General features: G+C 68.2%; 17 protein-coding genes. 8 read left to right on the top strand and 9 right to left on the bottom strand.

All coding sequences use genetic code 11. The annotated features are described in order from the left end of the window. Both ACJH71_RS11515 and ACJH71_RS11510 read left to right on the top strand, forming a co-directional pair. Entirely contained in the window at positions 1 to 648 is a 648-nt protein-coding gene (locus tag ACJH71_RS11515; RefSeq protein WP_406758138.1) for a hypothetical protein, read from the top strand. Further along, positions 645 to 1,433: a slipin family protein gene (locus ACJH71_RS11510; protein ID WP_406758137.1), complete on the top strand. Its 789-nt coding sequence runs from the start codon at positions 645 to 647 to the stop codon at positions 1,431 to 1,433. The genes ACJH71_RS11515 and ACJH71_RS11510 overlap by 4 nt, the downstream gene beginning before the upstream one ends. 8 nt (positions 1,434 to 1,441) lie before the next feature. On the opposite strand, the gene ACJH71_RS11505 is transcribed toward ACJH71_RS11510, so the two are convergent. Beyond that, a complete protein-coding gene (locus ACJH71_RS11505; RefSeq protein WP_406758136.1) occupies positions 1,442 to 2,212 on the bottom strand; it encodes an SDR family NAD(P)-dependent oxidoreductase in 771 nt (256 codons plus the stop codon). A 168-nt stretch (positions 2,213 to 2,380) separates the two neighbouring features. On the opposite strand from ACJH71_RS11505, the gene dosR reads away from it, so the two are divergent. Together dosR and ACJH71_RS11495 are read left to right on the top strand one after the other, a co-directional pair. Continuing rightward, a complete protein-coding gene (dosR, locus tag ACJH71_RS11500; protein WP_406758135.1) occupies positions 2,381 to 3,022 on the top strand; it encodes a hypoxia response regulator transcription factor DosR/DevR in 642 nt (213 codons plus the stop codon). After that, on the top strand, positions 3,015 to 4,724 hold the full coding sequence (locus ACJH71_RS11495) for a GAF domain-containing sensor histidine kinase (RefSeq protein WP_406758134.1): 1,710 nt from the start codon (positions 3,015 to 3,017) through the stop codon (positions 4,722 to 4,724). Before dosR ends, ACJH71_RS11495 begins: the two co-directional genes overlap by 8 nt. Positions 4,725 to 4,739: 15 nt before the next feature. Here the strand turns inward: ACJH71_RS11495 and ACJH71_RS11490 are convergent, their stop codons facing one another. From ACJH71_RS11490 to ACJH71_RS11455, 8 genes are all read right to left on the bottom strand, one after another. Further along, complete coding sequence (locus ACJH71_RS11490) at positions 4,740 to 5,750, bottom strand: Acg family FMN-binding oxidoreductase (protein ID WP_406758203.1); 1,011 nt, start codon at positions 5,748 to 5,750, stop codon at positions 4,740 to 4,742. Positions 5,751 to 6,049: 299 nt separating this feature from the next. Continuing rightward, complete coding sequence (gene lpqB / locus ACJH71_RS11485; protein ID WP_406758133.1) at positions 6,050 to 7,816, bottom strand: MtrAB system accessory lipoprotein LpqB; 1,767 nt, start codon at positions 7,814 to 7,816, stop codon at positions 6,050 to 6,052. After that, positions 7,813 to 9,462, bottom strand: a complete 1,650-nt coding sequence (gene mtrB, locus ACJH71_RS11480; RefSeq protein WP_406758132.1) for an MtrAB system histidine kinase MtrB — start codon at positions 9,460 to 9,462, stop codon at positions 7,813 to 7,815. The genes lpqB and mtrB overlap by 4 nt, the downstream gene beginning before the upstream one ends. Before the next feature lie 22 nt (positions 9,463 to 9,484). Further along, positions 9,485 to 10,171, bottom strand: a complete 687-nt coding sequence (gene mtrA, locus ACJH71_RS11475) for a two-component system response regulator MtrA (RefSeq protein ID WP_013829915.1) — start codon at positions 10,169 to 10,171, stop codon at positions 9,485 to 9,487. 52 nt (positions 10,172 to 10,223) lie between these two features. Then, positions 10,224 to 10,865, bottom strand: a complete 642-nt coding sequence (locus tag ACJH71_RS11470; protein WP_406758131.1) for a dTMP kinase — start codon at positions 10,863 to 10,865, stop codon at positions 10,224 to 10,226. An 82-nt stretch (positions 10,866 to 10,947) separates the two neighbouring features. Beyond that, on the bottom strand, positions 10,948 to 12,405 hold the full coding sequence (ahcY, locus tag ACJH71_RS11465; RefSeq protein ID WP_406758130.1) for an adenosylhomocysteinase: 1,458 nt from the start codon (positions 12,403 to 12,405) through the stop codon (positions 10,948 to 10,950). Positions 12,406 to 12,481: 76 nt separating this feature from the next. Then, positions 12,482 to 13,111: a TetR/AcrR family transcriptional regulator gene (locus ACJH71_RS11460; RefSeq protein WP_406758129.1), complete on the bottom strand. Its 630-nt coding sequence runs from the start codon at positions 13,109 to 13,111 to the stop codon at positions 12,482 to 12,484. 48 nt (positions 13,112 to 13,159) lie between these two features. Then, positions 13,160 to 14,374, bottom strand: a complete 1,215-nt coding sequence (locus ACJH71_RS11455; protein ID WP_406758128.1) for an alkane 1-monooxygenase — start codon at positions 14,372 to 14,374, stop codon at positions 13,160 to 13,162. A gap of 167 nt (positions 14,375 to 14,541) precedes the next feature. Between ACJH71_RS11455 and ACJH71_RS11450 the strand changes: the two genes are divergently transcribed. The 4 genes from ACJH71_RS11450 to ACJH71_RS11435 all read left to right on the top strand — a co-directional run bounded on the left by ACJH71_RS11450 (position 14,542) and on the right by ACJH71_RS11435 (position 18,444). Beyond that, the gene (locus tag ACJH71_RS11450; protein WP_406758127.1) at positions 14,542 to 16,110 is read left to right on the top strand and encodes an adenylate/guanylate cyclase domain-containing protein; all 1,569 of its coding nucleotides are present in this window, start codon (positions 14,542 to 14,544) and stop codon (positions 16,108 to 16,110) included. After that, positions 16,100 to 17,020, top strand: coding sequence for an alpha/beta fold hydrolase (locus tag ACJH71_RS11445; protein WP_406758126.1), 921 nt, complete (start codon positions 16,100 to 16,102; stop codon positions 17,018 to 17,020). The genes ACJH71_RS11450 and ACJH71_RS11445 overlap by 11 nt, the downstream gene beginning before the upstream one ends. Beyond that, positions 17,017 to 17,412: a PaaI family thioesterase gene (locus ACJH71_RS11440; protein ID WP_406758125.1), complete on the top strand. Its 396-nt coding sequence runs from the start codon at positions 17,017 to 17,019 to the stop codon at positions 17,410 to 17,412. The genes ACJH71_RS11445 and ACJH71_RS11440 overlap by 4 nt, the downstream gene beginning before the upstream one ends. Before the next feature lie 267 nt (positions 17,413 to 17,679). Next, positions 17,680 to 18,444, top strand: coding sequence for an alpha/beta fold hydrolase (locus tag ACJH71_RS11435; protein WP_406758124.1), 765 nt, complete (start codon positions 17,680 to 17,682; stop codon positions 18,442 to 18,444).

Below are 18,444 nucleotides of genomic sequence, written 5' to 3'. Positions count from 1 at the left end.
ATGACCGGTCCGGCGACGTGGGTGTGGCTGGTTGCCGGCTACGCACTGCTGTTGCTGGCTTTCGCCTGGGGCTTCGACCGGATGGCCCAGCGGACCTCCGAACGCGCCGCGCAGTGGCGCACCGGCAAGTTCGTCTACCACGACGACCATGACGCGTGGAAGTGCCCGCAGGATCAGTGGCTCTGGCCCACCTCGTTCGACCCGGACAACCGCGTGATGCGCTACCGGGCCACGCCGTCGATCTGCAACGCCTGCCCGGTCAAGCAGACCTGCACCACCTCGCCCCACGGCAGAGAGATCAGCCGGGCGGTGGACCCGTGGCCGCACTCGGAAACCGGTCGGTTTCACCGCGGCATCGCCTGTGCGGTAGCAGGCTTCGGGATCATCCTGCCGGCGGCGACGCTTTTCGTGAACCACTCGGCCGCCGATGTACTGGTGTTGACCGCGACGATCGCCGTGGTGGCAGCCGGCAGTTTTCCCCTGCTGCGTCACCTGTGGAACACCCCGAGTAACGCACCCGACGACCGGCCGCACCGATCGGTCGCCGAAGATCAGGCGTTGAAGGTCGAGGCCGCGATCGACCGGTACTCCACCCGGTGGGGCAGCTTTTCCGACGACGCGTCGAGCAGGAGGCAGCAGCTCAAGTGAGTGAGGGACTGATCACCGCGCTGGTATTGGCCGTCGTGGCACTGGCCGTGCTGGCATATTTCGCGCTGAATGTGGTGCGCGAGTACGAACGCGGCGTGGTGTTTCGGATGGGCCACGCCCGCCCGCTCTACCAGCCGGGACTGAAGGTGCTGTTCCCCTTGGTGGACAAAATGATTCGGGTCGACCAGCGGGTGGTGACCCTGACCATCCCCCCGCAGGAGGTGATCACCCGCGACAACGTTCCGGCCCGAGTGAACGCCGTGGTGATGTTCCAGGTCACCGACCCGCTCAAGGCGATCATGGAGGTGGAGAACTACGCCGTGGCCACCTCGCAGATCGCCCAGACCACGCTGCGTTCGTTGTTGGGCCGAGCCGATCTGGACACGTTGCTGGCACACCGCGACGACCTCAACGCCGACCTGCGCACGATCATCGACAAGCAGACCGAGCCGTGGGGCGTGCAGGTGCGGGTGGTCGAGATCAAGGACGTGGAGATCCCCGAGTCGATGCAACGGGCGATGGCCCGCGAGGCCGAGGCCGAACGCGAGCGCCGGGCGAAGGTGATCAACGCCCGCGGCGAGCTACAGGCTTCCGAGGAACTCAGCCAGGCCGCCGAGCGGCTTTCGCAGAATCCGGCATCACTGCAACTGCGTTACCTGCAAACCCTTTTGGAACTCGGGGCCGACCAGAACTCCACCGTGGTGTTCCCGCTACCGGTGGACATCATCACCCCGTTTTTGGGCGGCGCGGCCGAGGCATTGCGCGCCGCCAAGCGCAACACGTAGCCGAAGCTCTACCGCGCCACCATCCCACCGTCGGCGTGGATGGTCTGGCCGGTGATGTAGCTGCCCGCATCGGAGACCAGAAGCAGTACCGGACCGACCATTTCGTCGGGTTCGGCAATGCGCTGCTGCAGGGTGGCGCCCCGCAGCGCCGCGATGAACTCCGGCGGGTTGTTGCGCACCATGTCCGTATCGACCGGCCCGGGGGCGATGGCGTTGACCCGGATCCGCGAGGATGCGAGCTCGGCGGCCATGGACCGAGTGAAGGAAACCATGGCGGCCTTGGCTGCCGAGTACATCGATGTCGCCGGCGAATAGACGAAGGCGCCGGCCGACACCACGTTCACGATTGCGGCGTGCTCGCTCTTGCGAAGATGCGGCAGCGCCGCCTGAACCAGGAAGACCGGTCCTTGCAGGTTGACCGCGAACGACTTGGTCAACGCCTCCGGGGTGATCTCGCCCAACGGCAGCGCGAGCGCGTTTGCAGCGTTGTTGATGACGATGTCCACCCCGCCGAACCGCTCGACCGTGGCGTCGACCAGCGCCTGGATCGCATCGACGTCACCGAGGTGGGTGGGCACACCGAGGGCCTGCGCGCCGGCCTGGCGCAGTTGCTCCGCGGCCTGCTCGCAGGCGTCGGGTTTGCGGCTGGCCACCACCACCTTGGCGCCGGCTGCGGCCAGTCCATGCGCGACCGACAATCCGATGCCACGAGTGCCGCCGGTCACGATGGCGGTGCGTCCGGTCAGGTCGAACAACGCGTTGAGGGCAGAGGCGTCCACTTCGTTCTCCTACGTCCGGACCGAGTGGCATGAAGCGTAGTTCACCCCCGATGAGCGACCCGTGCGCGGATCGGGGCTTTGTGCCCTGTGAATCCGCCGATGTCGCCGCTACCGTGGGCAGTGCCTGCGTGCGCGCCGCGACGACGGCTTCGGGTGAGAGGACGCGATGTGGTCAGGGTCTTTCTGGTGGACGATCACGAAGTGGTACGGCGCGGCCTGATCGACCTGCTGGGCGCCGACCCCGAACTGGACGTGGTCGGTGAGGCCGGTTCGGTGGCCGAAGCCCTCGCCCGCATACCCGCGCTGTGCCCCGATGTTGCGGTGCTCGATGTCCGGCTGCCGGACGGCAACGGCATCGAACTCTGCCGTGACCTGCTGTCGCGGATGCCCGAGCTGCGGTGCCTGATCCTGACGTCCTTCACCTCTGACGAGGCGATGCTCGACGCGATCCTGGCCGGGGCCAGCGGCTACATCGTCAAGGACATCAAGGGCATGGAGCTGGCGCGCGCGGTCAAGGAGGTCGGCGCCGGCCGATCGCTGCTCGACAACCGGGCTGCGGCCGCCCTGATGGCCAAGCTGCGCGGTGCCGCCGCCAAACCCGATCCGCTGTCGGGCCTGTCCGAACAGGAGCGGACGCTGTTGAGCCTGCTGGCCGAGGGCCTGACCAACAAGCAGATCGCCGACCGGATGTTCCTGGCGGAGAAGACCGTCAAGAACTACGTGTCGCGGTTGCTGGCGAAGCTGGGCATGGAGCGTCGCACCCAGGCCGCGGTCTTCGCCACTAAACTCGAGCGCGCGCGGAATGACTGACGACGTACCCGAAGACGGCCCGAACCCCCTGCGCGACAAACTTTCTCATTTGCAGCTGCGCGAACTTCTGGTCGGCGTGCAAGACCGGGTCCAGCAGATCGTGGAAGGGCGCGACCGCCTCGACGGACTGCTGGCGGCGATGCTGGCTGTTACCTCGGGCTTGGAGCTCGACGAAACACTGCGCACCATCGTGCAGACCGCCACCAATCTGGTCGATGCCAAATACGGTGCGCTGGAGGTGCACGACCGCCACCGCCGAATGCAGCAGTTCGTCTACGAGGGCATCGACGACGACACGTTCGTCAAGATCGGCCGGCTGCCCCAGCAGGTGGGGGTGGTCGGTCTGCTGATCGACGAACCCCAAACCCTGCGACTGGACGACCTCTCCAAACATCCAGCCTCCATAGGTTTCCCGCCCCACCATCCATTGATGCGGACGTTCCTCGGCGTGCCGGTGGGCGTGGGCGGCGAGGTCGTGGGCAATCTCTACCTCACCGAGAAGGCCAACGGACAGCCGTTCAGCGAAGACGACGAGGTGCTGGTTCAGGCGCTGGCCGCCGCCGCTGGGATCGCGATTGCCAACGCCCGGTTGTACGCGCAGGCCAAGGCGCGGCAATCGTGGATCGAATCCACCCACGGCATCGCGACCGAACTGCTGTCGGGAACCGACCCCTCCACGGTGTTCCGGTTGATCGCCGAGGAGGCCAGCAAGCTCACCGGTGCCGAGTCGGCGCTGGTGGCCATCCCGCTGGACGAGGGCGTCGCCGAAGCCGAGGTCAGCGAGCTTCTGGTGGTCGAAACCATCGGGCCGACAATGGCTTGCCTGTCCGGGGGAACCCTCCCGGTGACCGGTTCCCCGGTCGGCGAGGCCTTCTCGAAGCGGGAGCCGCACCGAGTCGACCGGCTGACGTTGAGCGGTGTGCGTGCGGCCGGGCCCGCCCTGATACTTCCGCTGCGCGCCGCCGACGCGGTAGCCGGAGTGGTCGTGGTGATGCGGCACAGCACCACTCCCCCGTTCAACACCGAGCAACTCGACATGATGGCTGCGTTTGCCGATCAGGCCGCATTGGCCTGGCAGCTGGCCACCACGCAGCGCCGCATGCACGAACTCGACGTGGTCACCGACCGGGACAGGATCGCTCGCGACCTGCACGACCATGTGATCCAACGGCTGTTCGCCGTCGGTCTGTCCTTGCAGGGCACCATTCCGCGCAGCCGGGACGCCGCGGTGCAGCACCGGCTCTCCGACGCGGTCGACGACCTCCAGGCGATCATCGGCGAGATCCGCACCACGATCTTCGACCTGCACGGTGTCGCCTCCGCGGCGACACCGTTGCGTCAGCGACTGGACAACGCGGTGGCCCAATTCTCCGGATCGGGACTGCACACCACCGTGCAGTTCGTCGGCCCGCTGTCGGTGGTGGAGCCGGGCCTGGCCGATCACGCCGAGGCGGTGGTCTCCGAGGCGGTCAGCAATACGGTCCGGCATTCGGGGGCCACCGCGTTGACCGTGCAGATCAAGGTCGAAGACGACCTGAGCATCGAGGTGACCGACAACGGCCGCGGGATGCCCGAGGTGATCAACCGCAGCGGCCTGGCCAACCTGCGTCAGCGCGCGGAGCAGGCCGGCGGAACCTTCAGCGTCACACCGGCTCCCGGCGGCGGGACCGTGCTGCGCTGGTCCGCTCCCCTGGTGTCCTAACCACCACGGTGCGCATCACGCGTAGAGCGCCAGCCCTTCAGCGTCTAGCGCTGCGGCCTCGCCGGTGTCGGCGACCAGCCACTGGACCGTGTCGTTGAGGAAGCGCCGCGGGGTCGCCGGCAGCGGATCGGCATTGATCGGAGCCCAGCCCACCCGCAGCAGCATCTGCGGATAGCCGCTGGTCCCGAAGACGTCGCGGCGCACCGCGGCGCGGGTTTCGGCGATCTCCAGCGGCTCGGTGACCGGGCAGCTGGCCAACCCCAATGCCGTCGCGGTCAGCAGCACCACGCTGGTGGCCTCCCCGGCGCGCAGCTGTGCCAGCCGGTCGTCGGTCTCGGTGCCCAGCGCCAGCATCACCGCGCGGTCCTCGGTCGGGACGGCACCGGGCGGCTGGGCCAGCACCGGCCCGGCGAAGAACCGACCGGGAATCGGGGCCCCAGCATCTGAGGCCGGCACGCTGTGCGCCGGAACTCCGGCCACCGACCCGTAGCGCCCGCTCCAGGTCGCCAGCTCGACGAGGTACTCGTAGTCGGTGCGGTGCTCGAACACCGCGCGGGCCACCACCGCGTTCAGCCGGTCCAGGGCGTCGACCCGGCGCAACATCACTCCCGCCCGGGCCGCTCGCGCGCCCATCAACGCGATGTCGGCGGCGGCCACCGGCCAGCCGCTGAAGTAACGACGGTCGGTGCGACGCCGCGGGATCGCCGCCGCCAGCGCGACGTCGACCTGCGAGAGATCGGGTTGCGCGCCACGCGGTCCCAGCTCGATCGAGGCCAGCAGGTCAGGGTGTGCCGGGTCGGGCAACCGATGGACCTTGACCTGCTGGCCCAACGCGGCGAACGCGACCACGCAGTGGTGCAATGCCGCGCCGCAGCTCAAGATCATGCCCCGGCCGTCGGGGTCGACGTTGCGCAGCTGCAGATCGGGCTCGACGTACAGGTCCAGCCGGGGCGCCGACGGCGCCTGGTCCACCCGCCAGCGCCAGGGTTGGGAGTTGTGCACCGACGGCGCTCGGGCTGCCAGCATCAACGCGGTTCGAATGGTCTCCGGAACCGCCGCGGCGTCCGGGTGACCCGCAGGCTGTTCATCCACGGTCCGGCCCCTTTCTTCCCTCGCGATCCCGAGCCCAATTCCCGCTGAGCCCAAAGGACCTGCACCCTTCACGATCCTCCGCGTCCCACCGGCGCGACCAGGGCACGAAGACCCGCACCTGCGCGGCGGACTCGGGACTTCTGGCCCTGCCTACATTCCCGAGGTGGGCGGACCATGAGAGTGGGGCGCGCGCCGGCCACTGGTGGGCGCGGGCCGAGCGGCGGTGCCGGCGGTCAGCCCGGCAGTACGGGCAGTGCGCCGCTCACCATGAACGGCCCAAGCGGCGACCAACTCTGCTCTTCTTCCGCCGCTGCAGACGACAGCGCGAGCACCCCGCGCGGATCGGCCACATAGACCGTGGACGGGTCGGCGACGATCGTCGACACCGGCAACTGCAGGTTGCCGTTGGGCGCGTCGGAATTCACCCCGTCGATGTTGACGTAGGACACCGGGTGTTTGGGGTCCGAGCGGCTCACCACGATGTCGTCACCGGTGCGCCAGCTCAGCGACACCACCGAGGAGCCGAGCCCGAAGCCCAACCTTCGGGGATAGTGCAGCACGAACTGGCCGCCCGGCATCTGCTCGACGCCGGCCAGGATCACCTGTCCGCCGATCACCATGGCCGCCCGGGTGCCGTCGCGGGACAGTTGCAGCTCGCTGATCGGTCCGGGGAACCGCGCGGAGACCGCCCCGGAATCCACCGGGATCCGGGCCGGGCGGCCCGTCGCGACTTCTTGGATGGCCCGCAGCACGTTGTTGCCGTCGACCACCACCCACACGGCCTCGTCCAGCGACCAGCTCGGGCGCGACAGGGTGTGCCCCTCGGCCGCCTGCACCGCCTCGCCCCCGAGGTCGCCGATCCACAAGGTGGCCTCGGGGTCACCGGGGTGCACCACCACCGAAGCCACTTGGCGCCCATTGCGCGATAGCGCGCACGACTCCTGATCGGGCTCCCGGCCGAACGCCCCCGGCACCCGGTTGGCCTGCTGCCCATCCAGCACCAACAGCGATCCACCCACCAGTGCGTGTATCCCGGCGCCGGCACCGTCGGAGGCACCCGGATCGGTGGTGGCCACGTCCGAGGTCGTCCACCCGTCGGGGAACCGGTCATCGAGCGCGGCACCGTCGGCGTCGATCACGTAGGGGCCCTTGATGTCGGCTCGGGCCAGAGTCCAAATGAGTTGCGCGGCAAGCAATTGCCTGGTGTTCGGATCGGTTGTCGACAAGCTGTCCAGATCGATCTTCGCGCCGCCGTAGCCGCGACCCACCCCGCTCTTGCCACCGTCGGCACGGGTCACCGGCCCACGCAGCCGCAGCGGCGGTGCCAACAGGTTGCGCACCCCGGCCATCTCCGGGCGGGGGCCGGCGATCAGCTTGGACACCAGTTCGGTCGCCAACTGGTCGGGATCGGACACCGCCACGTAGCGGGGATCGGGCACCACCGTCTTGCCGGTCGGATCGACGAAGTAGAGCGTGTTGCGCTTGTAGGTGGCCTGGAACTGCTGCCAATCCAGGAACACCCCGTTGGGCAGCCGGTCGATACGCCAGCCGTCGGAGGTCTTGAGCAGTTCGATCGGCTCCGGAGCCGGCAGGGCGCCCTCGGCGGTCTCGAACACCCCCATGTCCGACAGCGAGCCCAGCATGTCGGCGCGCATGGTGACCGCGACCCGGCCGGCGCTGCGTGTCTCGACGAACACCACGTTGTCGATCAGCAGCGCGCTACCGGCGTCGTCCCAGGAGTCGGAGGCCTCCTGGGTGAGGAACTGCCGCGCCGCCCGATGCCGGTTGGCCGGATCGGCGGTCGCCTTGAGGAATTCCCGCAGCAGCACATCGGGATCCATGCCCGGGGTCGGTTTGGGCAGCACCGACGGCGGCGGCGCCTCCACGGTGCCGATTGCCTGCGGCGCCGAGTTGCTGGGCACTCCGGCGCACCCCGCCAGCGCGCCGACCACCGCTGCCGCGGCAAGTATGCACGTCGCGATCCTGTTGCGCCGCATCATCCGATCCTCTCGGCGTGCTCGCGGGCCCGCTGACGACGCTCCCGCCGCTCGGCGGCGCTCACCGGCTTCATCGGCAGCGGGCTGGTGGTGACCTTGTGTCCGCGCACCAGCGGCAGGGTGAGCCGGAAGCAGGCGCCCTTGCCCGGCTCACCCCAGGCCTCCAGCCGGCCCTGGTGCAGCCGGGCGTCCTCCACGCTGATCGCCAGGCCCAGCCCGGTCCCGCCGGAGCGCCGGACCCGCGACGGATCGGCGCGCCAGAACCGGCTGAACACCAGCTTCTCCTCGCCCGGTCGCAACCCCACTCCGTGGTCGCGCACCGTGACGGCCAACGTGTCGTCATCGGCAGCCATCCGGATCACCACCGGCTTGTGCTCGGCGTGGTCGATGGCGTTGGCGATCAGGTTGCGCAGGATGCGTTCCACCCGGCGCGGATCGACTTCGGCGATCACCGGATCGCCGGGCATGTCGACCTTGAGTTGGACGTCGGCGTCGGCGGCCAGGTGCCCCACGTTCTCCAGCGCACTGTTGACCGTCGAGCGCAGGTCCACCGACTCCACGGACAACTCGGCCACACCGGCGTCGTGGCGGGAGATCTCCAGCAGGTCGTTGAGCAGGGACTCGAACCGGTCCAGTTCACTGACCAGCAGTTCGGTGGAGCGCCGCAGCGAGGGCTCGAGGTCTTCACTGTGGTCGTGAATCAGGTCGGCGGCCATCCGCACGGTGGTCAACGGGGTACGCAGTTCGTGGCTGACGTCGGAGGTGAACCGGCGCTGCAGGTTGCCGAACTCCTCGAGCTGGGTGATCTCACGCGAGAGGCTCTCGGCCATGTCGTTGAACGACACCGCGAGGCGCGCCATGTCATCCTCACCGCGCACCGGCATCCGTTCGGACAGATGCCCCTCGGCGAACCGCTCGGCGATCCGCGAAGCCGACCGCACCGGCAGCACCACCTGCCGCGACACCAGCAAAGCGATACCGGCCAGCAGCACCAACAGCACCAGGCCGCCGGTGGCGATCGTGCCGCGCACCATGCTGATGGTGTTGCGTTCGGTGCCCAGCGGATAGATCAGGTAAAGCTCCAGGTTGGTGATTCGCGAGGTCGTCGGCGTACCGATCACCAGTGCCGGCCCGGAAAAGCCCTCGACGTGCACGGTCGCGTACTGGTAGCTGACCTGGCCGGCCTTGACGAATTCGCGCAGGGTGGCGGGCACTTGGTCGACCGGCCCGGCGGTGGTCGCCGCGCGCGGCCCCTCGCCGAGCACCACCAGCACCGCGTCGAACGCGCCGGCGGTTCCGCTGCCGGCCGCCGGGTCGGTCTTGGACATCAGCGTGTTGCGGGCCAGTTGCAGGCTCGACGTCAGTGAGCGGGCCTCTTCACCGCCGACGATGCCGCCGGCCGTGACGCGGGCGCGCGCGATCTGCTCGGTGGCCGCCCGAACCTTGACGTCGAGGACCCGGTCGGTGATCTGGCTGGTCAGCACGAAGCCCAACGCCAGAATGACCACTGCCGACAGCCCCAGCGTCAGCACCACGACCCGTAGCTGCAGCGACCGTCGCCAGGCGATCTGCACCGCGCGGCGCAGGGTGTTCACGCCGAGCAGCAGTGGACCCGACCGCCGGGGGCGCCGTTTGGAGCTGAAGATCACTTGCGCCGCTCCCCGGTGGGGATCACGGAGGTCCGGCCTTGTAACCCACTCCTCGGACGGTCAGCACCACAGTCGGGTTCTCCGGGTCTTGCTCCACCTTGGCCCGCAAGCGCTGGACGTGCACGTTCACCAGTCGGGTGTCGGCCGGATGGCGGTATCCCCAGACCTGTTCGAGAAGCACCTCACGAGTAAACACCTGCCGCGGTTTGCGTGCCAGCGCCACCAGCAAGTCGAACTCCAGCGGAGTCAGCGAGATCTGCTCACCGCCCCGGCTCACCTTGTGCGCCGGCACGTCGATGTCGATGTCGGCGATCGAGAGCATCTCGGCCGGCTCGTCGTCGTTGCGGCGGAGCCGGGCCCGCACCCGGGCCACCAGCTCCTTGGGCTTGAACGGCTTCATGATGTAGTCGTCGGCGCCCGACTCCAGCCCGAGCACCACATCGACGGTGTCGGTCTTGGCGGTGAGCATCACGATCGGCACACCGGAGTCCTTGCGCAGCACCCGACAGACGTCGATGCCGTTCATGCCGGGCAGCATCAGGTCCAGCAGCACCAGGTCGGGCCGCAGCTCGTGCACCGCGGTGAGCGCCTGGGTGCCGTCACCGACGACCGCGGTGTCGAAACCCTCCCCACGCAACACGATGGTGAGCATCTCGGCCAGCGACGCGTCGTCGTCGACGACAAGAATCCTTTGCCTCATGGCGTACATGGTGTCACCAGATCGTGATAAAACCCGGCTATCACACGCGCGTTTCGCAGAGTTACCCGCGCATTTCGGCAGTCAGATCGGCCGCCAGAGCGGCCGCGTCGACCGTCGGGCCGACTACCTGCCAGCGTCCAGCAAATCCGGCGTGGGCCAAGCCGCGGTACACCTCGCCGGTGCGGCGCTGCAGACCGTCGTCGCGCTCGTAGCTGTCCCGGGCGCGTGCGGCGTCGTGGTCCTCGCGGTGCCGGGCCCGCTGCGCGGCGAGTTCGGTGGGCACATCCAGCAGCACCTGCCAGTCCGGGGCGGGAAGCGCGAGCCGCTCGAATTCCAGCCGACGCACCCAGTCCACCACCTCGCCGGCGGCGTCCTGATGCAGCCGGGCGGCGCTGTAGGCGGCACTGGAGGCGACGTACCGGTCGAGGATCACCACGTCGTGGCCGCCGAGCAGCACGTCGATCTGGTCCTTGGCCCCGGCACGATCCAGCGCGAACAACATCGCCATCGCGTACACCGAATCCGCCAGGTCGCCGTGACTGCCGCGCAGCGCCTCGGCGGCCACATCGGCGGTCACCGAGACGCCGTAGCGCGGAAACGCCAACGTGGCCACCGACCGCCCGGCCCCCTCGAACGCCGTGCGCAACCCCTGGGCCAGGGTGTTCTTGCCGGCGCCGTCAACGCCTTCGATCGCGATCAGCACGGCGGGAAGCCTATCCGAGCGAACACAAAAGCCCCCATTTCCAGGCCGGAATGGGGGCTTTTGTGACTGTCCGCGAAAGAGATCAGTATCGGTAGTGGTCCGGCTTGTACGGGCCTTCGACGTCGACGCCGATGTACTCGGCCTGGTCCTTGGTCAGCTTGGTCAGCGTGCCGCCCAGAGCCTCGACGTGGATGCGGGCCACCTTCTCATCCAGGTGCTTGGGCAGCCGGTAGACCTCGTTGTCGTACTCGTCGCCCTTGGTCCACAGCTCGATCTGAGCGATCACCTGGTTGGAGAAGCTGTTGCTCATCACGAACGACGGGTGCCCGGTGGCGTTGCCCAGGTTGAGCAGCCGGCCCTCGGACAGCACGATGATGGACTTGCCCGTGTCGGGGAAGGTCCACACGTCGACCTGCGGCTTGACGTTGTCGCGCACCGCGCCGGAGGACTCCAACGCGGCCATGTCGATCTCGTTGTCGAAGTGGCCGATGTTGCCCAGAATGGCCTGGTTCTTCATCGCCTTCATGTGCTCGAGGGTGATGATGTCCTTGTTGCCTGTCGTGGTGATGACGATGTCGGCATCGCCGATGGCCTGCTCGACGGTCTGCACGTCGTAGCCCTCCATCAGTGCCTGCAGGGCGTTGATCGGGTCGATCTCGGTGACGGTCACCCGCGCACCCTGGCCCTTGAGGGACTCCGCGCTACCCTTGCCGACGTCGCCGTAGCCGCACACCAGCGCCTTCTTGCCGCCGATCAGTGCGTCGGTGCCACGGTTGATGCCGTCGATCAGGGAGTGCCGGCAGCCGTACTTGTTGTCGAACTTGGACTTGGTGACCGAGTCGTTGACGTTGATCGCCGGGAACACCAGCTCACCCGCGGCGGCCAGCTGGTACAGGCGCAGCACGCCGGTGGTGGTCTCCTCGGTGACACCCTTGACCGACTCGGCGATGGTAGTCCACTTGGTCTTGTCAATCTCGAAGCGGTCGCGCAGCGTGCCCAGGAAGACCTTCCACTCGTGAGAGTCGCCGTCCTCGGCGGGCGGAACCACGCCGGCCTTCTCGTACTGGGCGCCGCGCAGCACCATCATGGTGGCGTCGCCGCCGTCGTCGAGGATCATGTTGGTCGGCTCGCCGTCCCAGGTCAGGGCCTGCTCAGCGCACCACCAGTACTCCTCCAGCGACTCGCCCTTCCAGGCGAAGACCGGGGTGCCCTTGGGCTCCTCGACGGTGCCGTGCGGCCCGACGACGACCGCCGCGGCAGCGTGGTCCTGGGTGGAGAAGATGTTGCAGGAGGCCCAGCGGACCTCGGCGCCGAGGTCGACCAGGGTCTCGATGAGCACCGCGGTCTGGATGGTCATGTGCAGCGAACCGGTGATGCGGGCGCCCTTGAGCGGGTTGACCCCGTGGTACTCGTGACGCAATGCCATCAGACCGGGCATCTCGTGCTCGGCCAGCCGGATCTCCTTGCGGCCGAACTCGGCCAGCGACAGGTCAGCGACCTTGTAGTCGATTCCGTTGCGGCTGTCCGCGGTCAAACTCATCAGTACGCCCCCGTTAGGTTCGGTGAATTGGCTCCGCTACAAGCTACCGGCGCAAGCCCAAGTCTGCTCGGTCGGGTCATTCGGTGTCGACGACACCGTAGGTCTGTGCCGCCGGGGTGAACAGTCGGGCCAGGTCGGCGGCCACATCGTGGTCGGCTTCCGGCGGCATGGAGACATAGCTCATGGCCAGCCGCACGACGGCCCGGGCCAGGATTCCGGCGTCGTCTTCGCTGACCTTGACCCAGCTGTGCATGAACGACGACGTGAGCCGCGCTGAGCTGCGGGTGATGATCGGGCCGCTGTCGGTGGTGATGATCTGCAGCAGGTCGGGCTTGGCGGCACCGGTCAGCAGCGAGATCACCAGCGGGTCGGCGGCCGAATCGGAGAAGAAGGACCGGAACCCCTCGAGGAACGCGGCGTGGATGTCGCCGACGTTGTCGGACATGGCGCTTTCGACGGCATCGACCAGGCGGTCGGCCAGCCTGACGGCATAGCCCTGCGCCAAGCCCTGACGCGAGCCGAACTCGTTGTAGATGGTCTGCCTGCTGACCCCCGCCGCCTCGGCGACCGCGGCCAGCGTGATCGAGGACCAGTCTCGGCGAGTCAGCAGTTCCCGCATCGCATCCAGCACCGAGTCGCGCAACAGCGCCCGGGATGCCTCGGCGTAGGGGATGCGTTTCACCACCGCGAGATTAGCGGGTGTCATGCCCGAGCAACCTCTACCAACTCGAATTCGGCCCCGGCCGCGCCGCCATCACGCCGCCGCCGCATCTGTCGCGCGATAGCGGGCCAGGATCTTGGCGCGCCGGCGCGGATCGATGTTGACCCGGGTGATGTCCCCGCCGTAGTGCGCCAGCACCCGGTGGTCCATCAGCCGCCGCCACAGCGGCGGGATGTAGGTGAGCCCGATCAGCGACGCGTATCCGCTGGGCAGGTTCGGAGCCCCGGCCATGCTGCGCAACGTCTGGTAGCGCCGGGTGGGGTTGGCGTGGTGGTCGCTGTGCCGCTGCAGGTGATAGAGGAACAGGTTGGTCACCAGATGGTCGGAGTTCCAACTGTGTTCGGCCGTGCAGCGTTCGTAGCGGCCGTTCGCACGGGTCTGGCGCAGCAGCCCGTAGTGCTCGATGTAGTTCACCGACTCCAGTAAGGAAAAGCCGTAGACGGCCTGAACAATCACGAACGGGATGAGCGCCGGGCCGAACACCGCGATCAACACCCCCCAGAGCACCACCGACATCAGCCAGGCATTGAGAACGTCGTTGGACAGTCGCCAGGGTCCCTTATCGAGCCGGCGCAACCGCGCGGCTTCCAGCTGCCAGGCCGAGCGCAGCCCACCGAAGACGGTGCGCGGCAGGAACTCCCAGAAGGTCTCGCCGAACCGGCCCGACGCCGGGTCTTCTGGGGTGGCCACCCGCACGTGGTGGCCCCGGTTGTGCTCGATGTAGAAGTGGCCGTAGCAGACCTGCGCCAAGGTGATCTTGGACAGCCAGCGTTCGAGCTGATCCTTCTTGTGCCCCAACTCATGCGCGGTGTTGATGCCGACCCCGCCCAAAGTGCCCACCGACAGCGTCAGCCCGATCTTGGCGAACCAGCTGAGAGACCCCTCGACTCCCAGCCAGCTCAGATCGGTGGCGGTGAACAAATAAGCGCCCAGCACCAGGCTGGCGTACTGGCACGGAATGTAGGCGTAGGTGCAGTAGCGGTAGTACCGGTCGTTCTCCAGCTGCGCCATCACCTCGTCGGGCGGGTTCTGCCCGTCGGCGCCGAACCGCAGATCCAGCGCCGGCAGCAGCACGTAGACCAGAATCGGACCGATCCAGAACGGCAACTGTGCGGCCAGGTGCCAACCGAACCGGTTCATCGCCCAGACGAACGGCAGCATGGTGAACATCACCGTCGGGGCGATCAGGCCCATCAGCCAGAGGTATCGCTTCTTGTCCCGCCATACCTCCGCGGTCTGAGTGCTCATCCACGCCCTCCTTGTGAGTTCAACCACCGTCGCGTCTGGACATTACATCCTTGTTCGTACGCCGTCTAGACATTTGACGGCAATTTGTACACGAAAGATGCCGCGCCGCGTCGGGCAGATCCGTATAACTTGAGTGCACAACGCACTCAGGGATGGGCACGACCGCAATGACGACTGCAGGTTCGCAAGCAGGCGCGCGGCCGCGTACCGCCATCCGGGTCCGTGACTACGCGACCGGACTGGCCTTCGCCCACCTGCTGACCAGCGCCGAGGCGATCGCGGTGGTGGTGTCGCTCAACGGCGAAACCCCCCTCACCGACACCACCTTGCTGTCGGTGCCCAACCTGGTGCTGGTCGCGGTGCTGGTCACGCTGGGCACGCTGGCCGTCGTCGCCGCGGGAAGTGCCAGCATCGCGCCGTCAGTGCGCTGGTACACCGCCGGAGCACCGCCCGATCCCGGGCAACGGCGCTCGGCCATCAACATCCTGCGCCGGCAATCGGTGATCGTGCTCGGAACCTGGCTGATCGGCGGGGCCATCGGCCTGGCCGCGCTCCACTCACACAACATGGGGCTGATCGTGCTGCTCAGCGCGATCATCGTGTTCGGGGGCACGGCATCGCTGAGCACCAGCATGTTGTTCACCCAGCGCACCTTCCGGCCGATCGTGGCCGCCGCCTGGCAAGGCACCGACGTCCGCGCGACCGCCCCCGGCGTGTTGGCCCGGCTGGTGACCATGTGGTTCATCACCTGCGCCATGCCTTCGGCGGCCATCATCGCGCTGATCGTCTGCCGTCAGCGGGGCTGGATCATCGACCCGGACTCGTCGGTGGAGATCCCGGTGCTGGTGCTGTGCGTGGTGGCGGTGCTGCTCGGGGTTCGCGCCATGATCCTGGTTTCCCGATCGATCTCCGATCCGGTCGGCGAAGTCGTCAACGCGATGGCCCGGGTCGAGCGCGGCGAGATGACCACCTCCGTCGGCGTCTACGAACAATCCGAGATCGGGCGACTCCAAACCGGATTCAATCGCATGGTGGCCGGTCTGGCCGAACGCGACCGACTCCAGGACCTGTTCGGCCGCCACGTCGGCTCCGATGTGGCCCGGCTGGCGGTGGAGCAGGATCTCGCGCTGTCCGGCTCGGTACAAGAGGCGGCGATCCTGTTCATCGACCTGGTGGGCTCAACCGAACTGGCGGCCACCCACCCGCCGGACGAGGTCGCCGGGGTGCTCAACGACTTCTTCCGCATCGTGGTGGACGCCGTCGACGCACAGCGCGGATCGATCAACAAGTTTCAGGGCGATGCGGCGCTGGCGTTGTTCGGCGCCCCCGTCCCGTCCGACGGGGCCGCCACGGCGGCGCTGGCCACGGCCCGCACCCTGATCGCCCGGCTTCGCCGGCTACCGCTGGTGGACTTCGGCATCGGCGTCTCGGCGGGGCCGGTGTTCGCCGGCAACATCGGCAGCGAGAACCGCTACGAGTACACCGTGGTCGGCGACGCCGTCAACGAGGCCGCGCGGCTGGCCGACGGCGCCAAGGCCGTCACGGCCCGGGTGTTGTGTTCGGCGACCGCGCTGGAACGCGCCGACGACGCCGAGCGGGCGCGCTGGGTGCACTACGGGTCGGCGACATTGCGCGGCCGGGCGCAACCCACCCAAATGTCGACGCCGATCACCGAGCCCGCGACCGGGGGTGACCTGGCTGCCAGGCTCATGCCAGACTCCGAGCATGGCTTATGACATCGCCCGCCCTCAGATGGAGGGGAACATCGCCGTCGGCGAGAACCGTCAGCTGGGTTTCGCCGAATTCGGTGCGCCGCAGGGCCGGGCGATGTTCTGGCTGCATGGCACGCCTGGTGCCCGCCGGCAGATTCCCGTCGAGGCACGGCTGTACGCCACCGAAGCCAACATCCGTCTGATCGGGGTGGACCGACCCGGGATCGGGTCCTCGACCCCTTTCCAGTACGAGACGGTGTCGCAGTTCGCCGATGACCTGCGCACCGTCGCCGACACGCTCGGCATCGACAAGATGGCGGTCATCGGGCTGTCCGGTGGCGGCCCGTACACGCTGGCATGCGCGGCGGCTATGCCCAAGCGGGTGGTGGCGGCCGGCGTTCTGGGCGGTGTCGCCCCGGCGGTGGGCCCCGAGGCCATCGACAGCAATCTGATGCGGCTGGCCCGGCTCGCCGAGCCGGTACTCGACCACGCCGGGCGACCGATCAGCGTGCTGGCCGCCGGACTGATCCGAATGATCCGCCCGGTGGCCTCCCCGGCACTGGAGCTCTACGCGCGGCTCTCCCCCGAGGGTGACCGCGAGATGCTGTCGCGCCCGGAGTTCAAGGCGATGTTCCTCGATGACCTGCTCAACGGCTCCCGCAAGCAGCTCGCCGCACCGATCGCCGACGCCATCCTGTTCGCCCGCCCCTGGGGCTTCCGGCTCGCCGACATCACGGTGCCGGTGCACTGGTGGCACGGCGATGCCGACCACATCGTCCCGTTCTCACACGGCAAACATGCGGTGGCACTGCTTCCCGACGCCCGGCTCTACCCGATTCCCGGAGAGAGCCATCTGGCCGGATTGGGCCGCGCCGAAGAGATTCTGTGCACCTTGCTTCAGGCGTGGGACGAGGCGGTCGAGCCGACGTCATGACCGCGCCGCAATCGATCCGGGAGTTGTTCGCCCAACTCGGTCTGGAGGAGGTGCCGTCGGCCGACGGCACCCTGACTCTGCAGATGCCGGTCGACGAGCGGGTGGTCAACACCTCCGGCGGGTTGCAGGGCGGATTGATCGCCACCATGGCCGACGTGGCGGCCGGACAGCTCGCCGCGCGTAGCACGCAGTTCGGCAACGGTATTGCCACGACGGATCTGTTCATCCGCTACCTGCGGCCGATCAAGGTCGGGCCGGCCCGGGCCGTCGCGTCCATCCTGCGCACCGGCCGGCGTTCGGTGGTGGCCCAGGTCGACATCTACCGCGGCGACGACGATCAGCTGGCGGCCACCGCGACGGTGAACTTCGCCGCCATCGAGCTACCTGGCTGAACGCCTGGCGCCGACGGCATCACCGGTGGCGCTGGAGGTGACGGCGGAATCGGTCACCCGCACGACCACGACCACGACCACTAATGCGAAATCGCCGCTGCGGACGTCACGCGGTCGGTAGCGAACACCTAAAGCGCTCGGCTGGGGTATCCAGTCGAGCGCTTTACGTTTCCTCCCGTTGTTGCCGGCTGTCGTCGGCTTTATGGTCGGCCCGTCCTAGTGCCGGTCTCGCGGACCGCGTCAGTAGCGGCATGCCAAGATCTGCTCATGTCGGTAGTGCTGGTGCACGGAAACCCGGAATCTGATGCGATCTGGGACCCGCTGGTCGACGCCCTGGGCCGTCGAGATGTCGTACGGTTGTCGCCACCGGGATTCGGCGCTCCACTGCCGCAACACTTCTCCGCAACCTACGTTGCCTACCGCGACTGGCTCGAACGCGAGCTCGAAGCCCTCGGCGACGCGGGCGAGCCGATCGACCTCGTCGGACACGACTGGGGCGGGGTCCACGTGGTCAACCTGGCGATGCATCGCCCCGACCTCGTGCGCAGTTGGACCACCGACATCATCGGTGTGTTCGACCCGGACTACGTCTGGCCCGAGACGGCCCAGGTCTGGCGGACCCCAGGCAAGGGCGAGCGGTTGGTCGAGAACATGCTCGGCGGCACAGTGGAAGACCGGACGGCGCTGTGGTCGGCCACCCTGCCGGCCGACATCGCCAGGTCGATGGCGCAGGCGCAGGGCCCGGAGATGGGGCGGGCAACCCTGCTGCTGTACCGCTCGGTGGAAGGCCCCGGGGCCATGGCACAGACCGGCGGCGGGCTCGAGCGCGCGCGGGCCCGTCCGGGCCTTTCCCTGTTGTCCACCGGCGACCCCTACGTGGGGTCCGAAAAGATCCGGCGACGCGCAGCGCAGCAAGCGGGCGCCCATACCGAAGTGCTTGACGGGCTTGGCCACTGGTGGATGACCCAGGACCCGGGGCGCGGCGCGGCCGCCCTCACATCCTTCTGGGCATCGGTCGCCGAAACTGGGTGA

The organism is Mycobacterium sp. SMC-15, assembly GCF_045310925.1.
In the GTDB taxonomy this organism is placed as follows: Bacteria; Actinomycetota; Actinomycetes; order Mycobacteriales; family Mycobacteriaceae; genus Mycobacterium.
The sequence above is the reverse complement of the archived record's forward strand: the minus strand, read 5'-3'. Positions and strand labels throughout refer to the sequence as shown.